This window comes from Vibrio bivalvicida (genome assembly GCF_001399455.2).
GTDB classification, from domain to species: Bacteria; Pseudomonadota; Gammaproteobacteria; order Enterobacterales; family Vibrionaceae; genus Vibrio; species Vibrio bivalvicida.
The window spans coordinates 40,491-53,447 of sequence record NZ_LLEI02000014.1; the positions used below are offsets into that span (position 1 = coordinate 40,491).

Genomic DNA, 12,957 nt, shown 5'->3' on the forward strand with positions numbered 1-12,957 from the left:
AATGCATACGAGACTTGATAATGAAAAGCAGTGTTGATGAAATTAAAGCGGCTATGGCGGTAACAGAACAGTTTTGGGACGAATATACCCATCAAGATAGAAATCACATGTTTTGGCATGTTTTCCACGCTATCGTTCTTTTAGTAAAAGAGAGCCCCTCTCTAGAAGCAGGGAAAACTGAAGAATGCTATTTCACATCGAGTGAACTTGCCGAAAAAACGGCTTATCTATCGAGCAAGAAACTCTCCATTTTTAGTAGTTCTCGATTAAATTCAGAATTTAAAATTCTAACTCAACGATTGGATGAGCTTTATCCTTCTTTAGAACGTGTCGCTAGTGAACTTGGTGTAGATGTGATTCCAGCAATACACAAGGAATCCAATTCAGGCGGGCAAGGAAAACAATCGATTTATCGGTTATGCGTGAACAAAATTGAGCCCAACAAAACTCAAAATACCGTAAAAAAAAGTACTGATGAAGTTCTCACAAGTTCTGATGTCATCGACTATCACCTAGAGTCTCTGCCTAAACTCCCTGTTTGGACTCGTTGGTTGCACAATGTTGATATGGATAAGCATCGCTGGAAGATACTATTGTTTACTGCTAGCCCTGTGATCCTGGTCGTATTGTGTTCAGCATCTTTCTACCTCTCACTTGCGGAGCTAATGACACCAAATTTTCTCGGAACACTTTTGGGTTTAACGGCGATATACGTCACCATCTTTTTATTATTCTTTAGGTATCTAATAGACGCGCTCAACAATAACATTACGACCCTTCCGGACATCATGCTTCCCTTAAGCCTGAAGTCAGCGCTGCTGCATTACGAACTAAAGGAACCTGGAAGTAAGGAAGGCCGCCTTAAACGTTTGACCATCAAAGTCTATAAAGCGAAATGTCCGATATGCGGTTACAGGGTAGATATTAAATCAATAGGTTTACCATTTCGTTCACGACTAATTGGCATCTGCGACAATAACCCGCTAGAGCATAGATACAGCTTTGATTTTACAACTAAAAAGGGTTCAAAGCTGATCTAAAACGAAAAAGCCCCAGCATTTCTGCTGGGGCTTTAGAATGTGGCGGTGAGTGAGAGATTCGAACTCTCGATACGTTGCCGTATACACACTTTCCAGGCGTGCTCCTTCAGCCACTCGGACAACTCACCGAATCAAATTGTGGTTGGTTTCGTTAACCAACGAGGCGCTAATTTAATGATTCTATTGGGTTAGGTCAAGCCTATTCCCTAAAAAAACCGCTCCACTGCTGCTGTTTGGTTACTAACTAGCTAATTCGAACGTGAATCGGCCAGTTTAGGCTTCTTGATAGTAACCAGGAACGCGGAACCACTTACGGCACATATCTAGAAAATAACCGTATAACACGCCCATTCCACAAGAAACTACCGCGTTAGAAGCAACCGCTGTAATAATCTGATCGGTTGATGCGCCAACGGTAAACAAGATTGCCGCATACACTGGTGATTGGAAAAGCACGTAGGCGACAAGATCAGAGATGTTTCTCATTACCCCAGTGTCAGATAAGCGAGCACCTTGGCGTAGCATGAAGTCACGAAACAAACCATAAGGCCACGCGATAGCGATGTTGACAGGGATCGATAATGTTCTTGAGGCTAAAGACTGCTCGAAGGTCATACCGGACACAAAAATTTCGATGAACATTCCGGAAATAAAACAAAATACAACCATTGCAAACGTATCTGCGGCAGCGTTACGAATACAGAAAGGCTCACGAGACTTCATTTTTACCTCAACACAAATAACTATAAAACAAACCAATAAACAAAACGAAAAACCAACCCATCAACAGATAGCCAGTCAATATCGCTATTAAAACATTATTTATTCAGTTTTAGATTTCAAAGTTACTTAAGTAAGGTAAATAAACAACCAAATTTCGTATTAAAACTAGATTATGTCGCTACAACTCCGACCAAAGGATGATTTTTAAGCAAATTTACGTAATTTAGTTACAGTAATCTTTTACTTGTACTGCTAGTAGATCTAACTCTTCCTGATGCGGGAACTCCCCCGCCATCAGCCTAGATTCAATATTAAAAAGGTTGTCGTCGAGTATTGGGGTTTGGACGCTATCAAGGTTTTGTTTTATCTGCTCAAATTTGCTTTTAGCATGCGGCAGATCTTCATTTTCAATCGCCATGAAAAACATCATCAGCGGTTCTTCGATTTCAATCTTGACCTCACACGAATTCCCAGTCCCCTTTAAGAGTTGTGGTTTAAACTGATAAAGCTTTTCGGAGTAGCTGATGAGCGCATCATCAAGCTCTGTTTCATCAATAGGTTTCGAAATAATGTAGTCTACACCAGCGCCAAGCATCCGTTCTCTGGTATCTTTGAACACGTCGGCAGTACATCCAAAAATCAGTATATTGGATCGTTCTCCAGCTAAAGCACGAATAGCGGTGGTCGATTCCACACCATCCATCACGGGCATATGGTTATCCATCAGGATAAGATCGAAATCTCCCTGGGCGATGGCTTCAACACCAAGTTCTCCATTTTCAACCGATTCGCAAGAGAAGCCTTTATTGGTCATGAAGGTATGTAGAATGATCGCGTTGGTCCGGTTGTCTTCTACGATAAGTACTCTTAACCCTTTATAATTGAGCTTTCTTAATTCCCGGTACTCAGCAAAAGCAGGTTGGCTAATGTCGCTACGAATGGACACTTCAAAACTAGATCCAATACCTAGCTCGCTTTTAACCGTTACACTGCCACCCATTAACTCACAAAGCTGCTTAACAATTGCCAAACCTAAACCTGTTCCTCCGAAGCGGCGCGTGGTTGAAGACTCTGCCTGTTCAAAAGGATTAAATATTTTATTTTGAGCCTCGCGCGCTACCCCTATCCCTGTATCTCTTACACGTATAAGTAAGAAGTTTTCACCCTCTCGAAGCTCTTCCTTAAAATAGACTTCAACATAACCACGAGAAGTAAACTTAACTGCGTTATTAAGTAGATTAAACAGGATTTGTCTTAAACGCGCTTTGTCACACATGTACCAGCGTTCGTGTGGGACTTCAGAATAGACTTTAAACTGCAGCCCCTTCTCGGCGCAAAGAGTAAAATAGACGCTGTTGATGCTGCCGATGATCGACTCTAGTGGAAATGGTGATGACTCAAGCTCTAAATGCCCTTGCTCTACTTTCGAGAAGTCGAGAATCTCATTGAGCAACGTCATCATGTGCTCGCCAGACTCGTACAAGGTTTTAAGGTGTTTACGCTGATCTTCGTTTAAGTCTGTTTTGAGTAGTATTTGCGCGGTACCAAGAACCCCATTCATTGGCGTTCGAATCTCGTGAGATAGTGTCGCGAGAAAGGCGCTTTTCGCTTTTGTCGAGGCCTGAGCTTTGACTTTCTCTTCTTCAAGATAGACGGTCTTTTCATTAAGAGAGTCTATTAGGTACTTGATCTCATCGTGGCTTTTGTAATCAATATCAATCGCGCCACCTTGTTTGGATTCATCAAGGCTACGCGCGATAACCACAATAGGCGAGATTAAAAACCGATTAATCAGAAAGTAGCCAAGCATGACGCAGGCAAGCAAGATCGGCATGATCACCGCCTCGACTTTAGACACCAAATCATAAACCTGTTCAGCCACCAATCGCTTAGCGTTAACTACATCCACACTCCACTTAAAACCACCAAACTCGTTCTGGCTGATGTAGATATCTTTAGCCAGTTGGAAGTTGTGCTCGGTAATCACATCTCCATAACCGTCACGGAGGATAACGCCTAAATCGTACTGTTCCGCATGTAGGCGAACAAAAGCGACTAAGGTTTCAAGAGAGAGATCAACCGTCGCGACACCAGAAAACTCACCATCAATGTAATACGGCGAGGAGGCGGTGATCATTTGGACATGAGTAAATGGATCGATGTAAACAGGAGACCAAGCAACGGTTCCTGTTGGTTTTTTTATAACCGAGGTGTACCAAAGCTCCTTATCGTACCCCCCCGACTCTGGGTTGTCCCACGATAGGACCCGATCGACTTTACCATCGATTGTACGATTAAAGAAAAGACTTTGGTATGGCGTTTGTCCGTCAATCGAGTAAGGTACAGGCCACAAACCGCCGCTCACCGCGACACCTTCGACAAGCGAAAAAAGTTTATGAAGTAAAAATGCTTGGTGTTCTTGAGTCTCGTGGTTGCTGCCAATGCTCACTACCGCTTGCAATATCCCAATAGAGCTATTGATCGGCTCTTCGATTTGCGTAGAAATAAGCTCGGTTCTTAGGTCTAGATTTTGCTCGAGCTGATCTCTAGTCGGCGGCTCGACGACCAAGTAGCTGACAGTACCAATCAAAGCGATTGCCATAGCAAGATAAATAGCTAAGGCAAAGATGCTCTTCCTTTTTAGCGATGAACGAATATCCATAAATCTTTGAATTTTGACCGTTTATAAAAAATTATAGCGAATATATCGATGCGGCAACCTTTTTCTCACTTCTGTAGGCTGTTACCATTGCGATATCACAACTCCCGATTGATATAGGACGTTTGTTTTGACCTTACAAGAACTTCTATCCTTACCTGAACTTGAAGGTAAGTTGATTAACGAAGCTAGGACGCATGGCTTCGTTACTGCGATGGCTGCCGCTCCCCATATGCTGACTCCGCATGAATGGCTACCTTTCCTTTGGGGTGGCGAAGAGGTGGCCCCTTTTGCTGATGGTGAGCAATTAGAGACTTACATCGAGCACATTATTGCTATTTGGAACGAGTATCGTCCTGCTCTGCTAGAAAATCGCTGGCAATGGCCGCAAGGGTGCACGCTGGATGAAGAAGAAATCGTGACTGAAGCTACCCGTGATTTCTGCGAAGGCGTACTTCAAGGCTGGCAGCTTGCTCGAGACGATTGGGAAACCATCATGCCAGAAGATAGCGAAGATAACGCTCTATTAGGTGGTGTACTGCTTTCTTTAAGCATGTTGTACGATCCGGAGACATCTATCGCGACACTGGCGGAGCAAGGTATCGAAGGCTTAGAGCAATTTGAAGAGATATTTAAAGCGATGCCAACCATGCTGTGCGGGTTGACCATGCGTGGCTCGATGTTAGCAGAGCAAGAATAGCCAAACGATAAATCGCAGCTCTCGCTGCGATTTTTTATCCAATTGACTGCCAATCAAAATCTTCAATACGTTCATCAGCAATGTAAAAGATCTTGGCGCCCGGAGTTATCTCTTTGTCGAGATCTGGGTTTAGCTCTATCCCTTTGCCAATATCTAATGCAATTAATGTTGCTTGATAGTCTCGTTTCATAAACTGAAAAGCATCTTCAACCTTGATCGTTGGCAGCTTTTCAGGATATACGGCTGAATACTGGGTCATCCCCCTTGTTGACGCGAGAAGCTCTTGGTGCAATGCACTTGAACCTGGGTCCACCGCCGCTTTCGCGAGCATTTCAGCACCAACCGCAGGGATACATTCAGCGTTAGGGCAATGCTGGCTCAATAGGTTACTCAGGGCTTCATCTTTGAAATAAGCGAGCAAATGCGCATTCGGATTAATGTTAGCACTGTAGAGCGCAGCCGAGAGCGTGACGTCATCTTCTAAGTTGTCGACCACAATGCAGCTTGCCGTTTCTATTGCGGCTTTTTCCATCTCTTGCGAGTCGGTATAGCTGTTGACCTTCACAAAACCAATTTCGCCAGGAAGTGGGTTTTCTATGTCAGAACGGCTACACAAGACAATCGGGCGTTTGCCGTGCTCTTCATGTTGCAGCATGCGAATCAAATGCATGGTGCGCTGCCCATTCCAACCTAATAATACGATATGATTTTCCACACCCATTCTCCGCTTTCCTAAAATACCTGCACGCCAATACTCCACCATCCCTGTTGCTAACCGACCAATCAAGGCAGCAAAAAGAGACAGACCTCCAGGGATAACAAACACCACCACGACCCATTTGCCTATCGACGTCTCTGGTGAGTAATCACCATAACCCACCGTCGATGCCGTCACCATCAAGAAATAGATAAAGGTTGATAAGTCGTTAGTGAGTGCATGCTCACCGCTTACACGTAATAAAACCCATGACAAAACGATATAAATCGCAAGCAGTATGGCTAAATTGCGATTACTAAGGTTAAACATGTTGGAGTTTAACCAGGTTCTAAATGTTAACCAAAGAGACATAGTGCTCCTTCACTTTTGTTACTTGTATGTATTTAAGCTCAAGAGCCAAAACAAAAAAACCAGCCATTGAGGCTGGTCTTTATAACTGTGACAAGCGCCCGTTTACGCGTTGCCTTTTACCTGCATATTAAGCTGTTCAGCAAAATCTAACATACGGTTCAATGGAATCAAAGATTTAACACGTAACTCTTCGCCAACAAAAATTTCATGCTCTTCGCCACCATCACGTAAGGCTGCTTCAATGGCTTTTAGGCCATTCATTGCCATCCAAGGGCAGTGCGCGCAGCTACGGCATGTGGCACCTGCACCTGCTGTTGGTGCTTCGATCAGCTCTTTTTCTGGTACAAGTTGCTGCATTTTAAAGAAGATGCCTTTGTCTGTTGCGACAATCATTTTCTTCTGAGGTAGCTCTTTCGCAGCTTTGATTAGTTGGCTAGTAGAACCCACCGCATCCGCTAGCTCAACCACACTCGCTGGTGACTCAGGGTGAACAAGAATGGCTGCGTCTGGGTAGAGCCCTTTCATCTTACGCAGTGCATCTGCCGAAAACTCGTCATGCACCACACACTCACCTTGCCACAGCAGCATATCTGCGCCAGTTTGGTTAGCGATGTATGATCCTAAGTGGCGATCTGGCCCCCAGATAATCGGCTTGTCTTCCGCGTCTAGGTGCTCGACGATTTCAAGTGCAATGCTCGATGTTACTACCCAATCTGCGCGAGCTTTAACTGCGGCTGACGTATTGGCATATACAACAACTGTATGGTCTGGGTGTGCATCGCAGAACTCTGTAAATTTATCGGCAGGACAACCTAGATCTAGTGAACACTCTGCTTCAAGAGTTGGCATTAAAATGCGCTTCTCAGGAGTCAGGATCTTTGCAGATTCACCCATAAAACGTACGCCACCAATAATGAGTGTGCTTGCAGGGTGACGGTTACCAAACTTGGCCATTTCTAACGAGTCACCAACAAAGCCACCCGTTTCCTCTGCCAAAGCTTGGATTTCTGGGTCGGTATAATAGTGAGCAATCAATACCGCATCTTTTTCTTTAAGCAGCACTTTGATGTTTTCAATGTGTGCTTGTTTTTCTTGTTCTGTTAGCGGGATTGGTTTTGGTGGGAATGGGTAAACTGTATCAATTCTATCTAATATGTGGCTCATTGCTTTTGCGCTACGCTACTTCCAGTAATCCGAGTATTGTAACCTTAACGCTATTGCAGATTCCAGCTTCGGCGCCAATGAAAACTAAAAAGGAGTGCTCTGCACCCCTTTTTAAACTTGAAACTCAATCCTATAGTCGTTCTTTTGCCAATTTAGCCGACGCACTATTAGGATATTCTTCAACCACTTGCTGGTAGTATTTTTTCGCTTGTTCCGCATTGTTATTGCGCTGAGCGATATCACCAAGTTTTACCAACGCATCTGCGCGTTTGTTAGACTCTTTATACGCGATCACCGCCGCAAAGCTCTTCACCGCTTCTTTATCTTGCTTCTTAGCAAAGTAAAGTTGCCCTAACCAATAATGAGAGTTAGGCGTAAAGGTTGAATCTGGATAATCCTTTTGGAACTGCTGGAACGCGGCAATCGCTCCAGTGTAGTCACGTTTCTTTAGGATTAAGTCCACAGAGTTTTGATAAGCAGTTTGCTCATCAACATCAGAGCTGAATGTGCCACCTTTTGGTTTTTCAGAGGTATCGCTTGTAGCTTGAACAGCAGGTACTGACGCTTGGCTACGAACTTTATCCAACTCGATAAACAATTCTCTTTGACGCTGCAACATCTGCTGCATGTCATAAGTACTTCTTTCTAACTGGCCGCGGAGTTCACTAATTTCTAGAGCCATTTCATCTAGCTGTTGCTGCATTTGCAACTGAACGCGATTGCGGTTTTCCAATAGGCGCTCTAAGCGCTGAACATCAGTTTCGTTGCCACGAACTGAAGATGACGAAGTGGCAGTATTGCTACCGCTTAGATCGGATACTGGAGCTGGTGCAGCGAGTACACTACTCGCTGCACTTGCCAGTAACGTAAGCGTAACAACGCGCTTAAGGTTACTGAACATGAGGCAATTCCTCAATTAGTACACTAGAACAGCGCGGCGGTTCTTAGCGTATACATCTTCTGATTGACCTAGAAGAAGTGGTTTTTCTTCACCGTAGCTTACCACTTCGATTTGATCAGCTTGAACACCTAGCGCTTGTAGGTATTTTGCTACTGCTTCAGCACGACGCTCGCCTAGAGCAATGTTGTACTCTGGAGTACCGCGCTCATCTGCATGACCTTCGATTTTAACTTCTAGAGTTGGGTTTTTGCTTAGGTATGCTGCGTGAGCCGCTAGCATTTCTTCGTAGTCACCCGCGATTGTAGAGTTGTCGAAAGCAAAGTAGATAGTTTGAGATTCGCGCAGTGCCTGCTCTTTAAGCTCTTGCTCAGTAAGCTGACCGTTCGCTTCTAGTGGAGAAACAGCCGTGTTATCTGTCGTTTGAACTTGGTTCGTTTCAGCAGAACCAGAAGTGTTCGCTGCGTCATCACTTGAGCTACATGCTGTAACCGCTAGAACTGGTAGCGCAATTAGAAGCCCTTTAAGAACTTTGTTAAGTTGCATTGTTATAGTTTCCTTTGTTATTAATACTTACTTGCTACAAAAACGGTGACCATGCTGGTGCACGAACTCGACCATTTGTTGCCGGTAACCTTGCTTTAAAGCGCCCATCAATGGAGACCATTGAAAGAACATTGGTCTTGTTATAGATCGAACTATAAATGACCATTCCACCGTTCGGTGCAATACTCGGTGATTCATCTAACAGTGTTTTCGTCAGAATCTGCATCGCACCGGTTTCCATATCTAGCTTGGCTAAATTGAATCCAGTGTTGCTGCGATTAACCATCACTAAGAAGCGACCATCTGGGGTAATTTGCCCGCCAAGGTTCTGGCTGCCTTGCCATGTTAAACGCTTGGTCGAATTACTTGCCAAATCTACTTGATAAATCTGAGGTTTTCCACCCCGATCCGAGGTAAAGATCAGAGATTTACCATCTGGATGCCAAAATGGTTCGGTATTATTCGATCTACCGCGTGTAATTTGGGTCAGTTTTCTGGTGTTAAGATCCAGAGTGTAAACTTGTAGGCTACCTGTTTTAGATAGAACCAAAGCGAGTTTACTGCCATCAGGAGAGAATCTTGGCGCGCCATTATGACGAGGATATGACGTCAACCTCTCACGCTCACCGGTATAAATATTCATGATGAATATTTCAGCTTGGCCATTTTGGAAGCTCACATACGCAAGTTTTTTACCATCTGGTGACCACGCAGGAGACATCAGTGGCTGCTTAGAACGCAATACTAATCGCTCGTTATAACCATCGTAATCTGATACGCGTAGCTGGTAAGGGAATGTATCTTTGTCATTGACAACGACGTAAGCGATACGGGTTAAAAACGCCCCTTTTTCACCAGTTAGCGCTTCGTAAACAAGATCAGAAATGCGGTGTGCATATTCTCTTAAACGCTTGCCCGGTACTGTGGCTCTCTTGTTGAAGACAACATGATCTTTAGAAAGAACAAGCTGACCATCACCACTTAAGGACTTACTTTGCCCCTGCGTAAGCTGACCACGTACAACATCAACAAGCTGGTAATTGATGACGTAATTGCCCTCTGCATTTTGTGAGACTGAGCCTGTCACTAAAGCGTCAACACCCAATCCGGTCCAAGCATTAAAATCAACTTCCGCTTCACTATATGGTGTTTGCGGCATTTTGCTCGTTGCGACTGGGCTAAATTTACCACTGCGCTGCAAGTCAGAAGCGATCACTTTTGATACATCTTCAGGAAGTTTCCCTGGTCCTTCCCACTTAAATGGCACAATAGCGATTGGTCTTGCCGAGTCGATACCATCTGTAATCACTATTTCTAGCTTCGCATTCGCACTCAAGGGCAATAACAATAGCAGCAAGCAAAGTGATTGCTGTATCAAACGCTTAATTTTTTCTTTCACGGTAAGTCCCTATAAATTAAACCTAAAGTCAAAGTCTCTAAATTCCTTTTGAAGCTCTGGCTCCTGCGGAAAATCGAACTCTCTAGCTTTTGCGATTGAAGCTTTAGCTGCACGGCATAGGGAAGAATCTCCCTCAATTACAGTGGCTGACGAAACAAAAGCCTTATTGCTCCCAGCAGGAACAAGCTTGATATTCAACAAACAACTTCGACCGGCGTAGGATTGGTCTTTAAGTAGGTTACTTTCTACTGTCGTTTGATATATCGCGATGTAACGCGAGCGTTCATCCATTAGATGACGAGAACGTGCAGAAGAATTCGCCTCTGCTTCCGTCTCTAAGCCTGAGAATATATCGTTAAGGGCCGCTTCTTGCTCTTTACGCTCACGCTCAATACGCTTTAAGCGCTCTTTCTCTTTACGCGCTTTTTCTGCGGCCTCTTTAGCGGCCTTTTCTTTCGCTATTCGATCTTTTTCCGCTTTTGCGGCTGCTTCTCGCTCACGGCGGGCCTTTTCTTCAGCCTCTTTCGCCGCTTTTTCACGCGCAATGCGCTCTTGCTCTGCTTTGGCAATCGCCTGCTCTTTGGCTTTACGTTCCACCTCTAGTTTTGCAGCCCGTTCTTTTTCTTTTTTCGCGCGCGCTTCTTCCGCTTTACGCTCTTTTTCTTTCGCTACACGACGCTTTTCTGCCTCGCGTGTCGCTTTGGCTTCTTTCACTTGCTGTTCTTTCAGCTTACGAATACGTTCTTCTTCGGCTTTGCGGTTCTTTTCAAGCTGTTCGCTCTCACGGCGCAATTTGTCTAAGCGCTCTTGCTCTTTCTTTGCCGCTTCTTCCCGTTTACTACGAATTTGTTGTGCCTGTTGCCTGACAAGATCCGGGTCAATGACCACCGCTTGTACGAGGCGCCCAGTCGGTTCTGGCTTAGACATGGTAAAGTCCGTGCCCCAAATCAAAGCCGCAATAAGAAGCGCATGCAAAGCAGCCGATATGATAATCGGCTTCTTGAAATCGTTCTTTTTAGATTTGTTCTCTTTCATCGCAGCGACGATTATTCCTTAATATCTGTCAGCAAACCGACTTTCGGAATGCCTGCACGACTCAATTCGTCTAATACCAATACGACTTCTGCATAAGGCGTAGCGGCATCACCGCCCACCGCTACGGGTGAATCAGGTTTTAAAGACAATTCAGCTTTCACACGTACGATCATATCTTGCAGTGAGATGCCTCGCGTAACTTCTTCATCGTTGACACTTAGGCCAAGGTTTCCGTCTTTGTCTATTTCGACAATGATAAAGCTTGCATCGCTATCACCTGCGAGGTCGGAAGCTGGCTTAGCCGTAGCGGTTTTTGGCAGTTCGACATCGACCCCTTGTGTAACAAAGGGAGAAGTCACCATGAAAATGATCAGAAGAACCAACATAACGTCGATATAAGGGACAACGTTAATCTCGGCAGTCATCTTGCGCTTTTTAGGTTGGTAACCAGCCATAGCAACTATTCCTTACTTGCAGTATCGCGGCCAGCCATTGCTTGACGGTGCAAAATACTGTGGAACTCTTCTGAGAAGGTTGCGTAATTGTGCTCTAGCTTACCCACTTTACTGCTGAATCGGTTATATGCCATTACCGCTGGAATTGCTGCAAACAGACCCATCGCCGTTGCAACTAGCGCTTCAGCGATACCAGGAGCAACCATTGCGAGTGTCGCCTGTTTGACTTCACCTAAAGCGATGAAAGCGTGCATGATGCCCCAAACAGTACCAAACAGGCCAATATAAGGACTGATAGAGCCTACGGTGGCTAGGAACGGCAGGTTGGTTTCAAGCTCATCCACTTCACGCGCCACGGCGACACGCATTGAACGGCCAGTGCCTTCCATAATAAAGTCTGGAGAATCTGCGTTGGATTTACGTAATCTGGCAAACTCAGTAAAGCCTGAATAGAAGATCTCTTCTGTTCCCGCTAAGTCGTCTTTACGCTTTTTGGCATTTTGATAAAGAATCGACAAATCGGTACCTGACCAAAACTTGTCTTCGAAGGTTTCTGTCTCTTTAGAAGCTTGAGATAACACTTTGCTGCGTTTTATGATCATTGCCCAAGAAACAATCGACATGCCTAAAAGGATCAGCATAACCATTTTTACAAGCAGGCTCGCCTGCAAGAAAAGGTCTAGCATCGAAATATCAGCGGTCACTATTAGTTAACTCCATAACTATTGATTGAGGCATTGCTTTCGGCCTCATTTTTATATTGTCGATACATGCTACCTTAACCATTGCCTTACACAATATCTTAGTGTCAGGATTAACGATCTCCTGACAGAAACAGAGTGTCGCTTTTTTAAGGTCAGCGATTTGCGTCCTTACGGTAAGGTGATCGTCAAGACGAGCACCCTGCAAAAAATCGATGTCAATGTGTCGGACTACGAAACCGATGTTTTGTTCCAATAGGACCTGCTGAGAAACGCCAATTGTTCGAAGCAGTTCGGTTCTTGCTCGTTCAAAGAACTTGAGATAGTTCGGATGGTATACCAGCCCACCAGCATCGGTATCTTCATAATAAACCGTCACCGGCCACTCAAATGTCATTACATGCTCTTGCACGTTAGCGTCCACAACTTGTTGTTCTAGACGGTTACTATAACGCAACTCATTACTGTCTATGCAAGCGTTAATAAGTGAATTCAAAGCTTGAAACAAAAAAAAGCGCGACCCATTCAATGCGTCGCGCTTTTTTTAAACAAAATGAGCGGAGTTTAG

At 44.6% G+C, this 12,957-nt stretch carries 13 protein-coding genes and 1 tRNA gene; 2 read left to right on the plus strand and 12 right to left on the minus strand.

Features of this window, described 5'->3' with window-relative positions; translation table 11 throughout:
• The first annotated feature begins 20 nt into the window (after nt 1-20).
• Nucleotides 21-1,040 (plus strand): hypothetical protein, encoded by a 1,020-nt coding sequence (locus APB76_RS02030; RefSeq protein ID WP_054961414.1) that lies wholly within the window; start codon nt 21-23, stop codon nt 1,038-1,040.
• A 40-nt stretch (nt 1,041-1,080) separates the two neighbouring features.
• Here the strand turns inward: APB76_RS02030 and APB76_RS02035 are convergent.
• From APB76_RS02035 to APB76_RS02045, 3 genes are all read right to left on the minus strand, one after another.
• A tRNA-Ser gene (locus APB76_RS02035) sits at nt 1,081-1,168 on the minus strand.
• A gap of 145 nt (nt 1,169-1,313) precedes the next feature.
• Nucleotides 1,314-1,763 (minus strand): L-alanine exporter AlaE, encoded by a 450-nt coding sequence (locus APB76_RS02040; protein WP_054961413.1) that lies wholly within the window; start codon nt 1,761-1,763, stop codon nt 1,314-1,316.
• Between the two features lie 223 nt (nt 1,764-1,986).
• On the minus strand, nt 1,987-4,425 hold the full coding sequence (locus APB76_RS02045) for an ATP-binding protein (RefSeq protein ID WP_054961412.1): 2,439 nt from the start codon (nt 4,423-4,425) through the stop codon (nt 1,987-1,989).
• A gap of 127 nt (nt 4,426-4,552) precedes the next feature.
• Here APB76_RS02045 and APB76_RS02050 point away from each other — a divergent pair, with 127 nt between their 5' ends.
• Complete coding sequence (locus APB76_RS02050; RefSeq protein ID WP_049846856.1) at nt 4,553-5,122, plus strand: UPF0149 family protein; 570 nt, start codon at nt 4,553-4,555, stop codon at nt 5,120-5,122.
• A 34-nt stretch (nt 5,123-5,156) separates the two neighbouring features.
• On the opposite strand, the gene APB76_RS02055 is transcribed toward APB76_RS02050, so the two are convergent.
• The 9 genes from APB76_RS02055 to ybgC all read right to left on the minus strand — a co-directional run bounded on the left by APB76_RS02055 (nt 5,157) and on the right by ybgC (nt 12,786).
• The gene (locus APB76_RS02055) at nt 5,157-6,191 is read right to left on the minus strand and encodes a potassium channel protein (RefSeq protein WP_049846855.1); all 1,035 of its coding nucleotides are present in this window, start codon (nt 6,189-6,191) and stop codon (nt 5,157-5,159) included.
• 102 nt (nt 6,192-6,293) lie between these two features.
• On the minus strand, nt 6,294-7,355 hold the full coding sequence (nadA, locus tag APB76_RS02060; protein WP_049846854.1) for a quinolinate synthase NadA: 1,062 nt from the start codon (nt 7,353-7,355) through the stop codon (nt 6,294-6,296).
• A 130-nt stretch (nt 7,356-7,485) separates the two neighbouring features.
• Nucleotides 7,486-8,256, minus strand: a complete 771-nt coding sequence (gene ybgF / locus APB76_RS02065) for a tol-pal system protein YbgF (protein WP_054961411.1) — start codon at nt 8,254-8,256, stop codon at nt 7,486-7,488.
• Between the two features lie 15 nt (nt 8,257-8,271).
• A complete protein-coding gene (gene pal, locus APB76_RS02070; RefSeq protein WP_049846852.1) occupies nt 8,272-8,799 on the minus strand; it encodes a peptidoglycan-associated lipoprotein Pal in 528 nt (175 codons plus the stop codon).
• A gap of 34 nt (nt 8,800-8,833) precedes the next feature.
• Nucleotides 8,834-10,186 carry a Tol-Pal system beta propeller repeat protein TolB gene (gene tolB / locus APB76_RS02075; RefSeq protein ID WP_074181684.1) on the minus strand — a complete coding sequence of 451 codons (1,353 nt, stop codon included), beginning with the start codon at nt 10,184-10,186 and terminating at the stop codon, nt 8,834-8,836.
• Between the two features lie 21 nt (nt 10,187-10,207).
• The gene (tolA, locus tag APB76_RS02080) at nt 10,208-11,233 is read right to left on the minus strand and encodes a cell envelope integrity protein TolA (protein WP_054961410.1); all 1,026 of its coding nucleotides are present in this window, start codon (nt 11,231-11,233) and stop codon (nt 10,208-10,210) included.
• Between the two features lie 11 nt (nt 11,234-11,244).
• The gene (gene tolR, locus APB76_RS02085; protein ID WP_049846850.1) at nt 11,245-11,688 is read right to left on the minus strand and encodes a protein TolR; all 444 of its coding nucleotides are present in this window, start codon (nt 11,686-11,688) and stop codon (nt 11,245-11,247) included.
• A gap of 5 nt (nt 11,689-11,693) precedes the next feature.
• Nucleotides 11,694-12,392, minus strand: coding sequence for a protein TolQ (gene tolQ / locus APB76_RS02090; RefSeq protein ID WP_049846849.1), 699 nt, complete (start codon nt 12,390-12,392; stop codon nt 11,694-11,696).
• A complete protein-coding gene (gene ybgC, locus APB76_RS02095) occupies nt 12,382-12,786 on the minus strand; it encodes a tol-pal system-associated acyl-CoA thioesterase (protein WP_054961450.1) in 405 nt (134 codons plus the stop codon). The genes tolQ and ybgC overlap by 11 nt, the downstream gene beginning before the upstream one ends.
• Nucleotides 12,787-12,957 lie beyond the last annotated feature (171 nt).

Coding starts and splice junctions, on each gene's coding strand:
- pal (WP_049846852.1), bottom strand. CDS start 8,799: ATGCAACTTAACAAAGTTCTTAAAGGGCTTCTAATTGCGCTACCAGTT.
- ybgC (WP_054961450.1), bottom strand. CDS start 12,786: ATGACATTTGAGTGGCCGGTGACGGTTTATTATGAAGATACCGATGCT.
- ybgF (WP_054961411.1), bottom strand. CDS start 8,256: ATGTTCAGTAACCTTAAGCGCGTTGTTACGCTTACGTTACTGGCAAGT.
- tolA (WP_054961410.1), bottom strand. CDS start 11,233: ATGAAAGAGAACAAATCTAAAAAGAACGATTTCAAGAAGCCGATTATC.
- APB76_RS02040 (WP_054961413.1), bottom strand. CDS start 1,763: ATGAAGTCTCGTGAGCCTTTCTGTATTCGTAACGCTGCCGCAGATACG.
- APB76_RS02045 (WP_054961412.1), bottom strand. CDS start 4,425: ATGGATATTCGTTCATCGCTAAAAAGGAAGAGCATCTTTGCCTTAGCT.
- nadA (WP_049846854.1), bottom strand. CDS start 7,355: ATGAGCCACATATTAGATAGAATTGATACAGTTTACCCATTCCCACCA.
- tolR (WP_049846850.1), bottom strand. CDS start 11,688: ATGGCTGGTTACCAACCTAAAAAGCGCAAGATGACTGCCGAGATTAAC.
- APB76_RS02030 (WP_054961414.1), top strand. CDS start 21: ATGAAAAGCAGTGTTGATGAAATTAAAGCGGCTATGGCGGTAACAGAA.
- APB76_RS02055 (WP_049846855.1), bottom strand. CDS start 6,191: ATGTCTCTTTGGTTAACATTTAGAACCTGGTTAAACTCCAACATGTTT.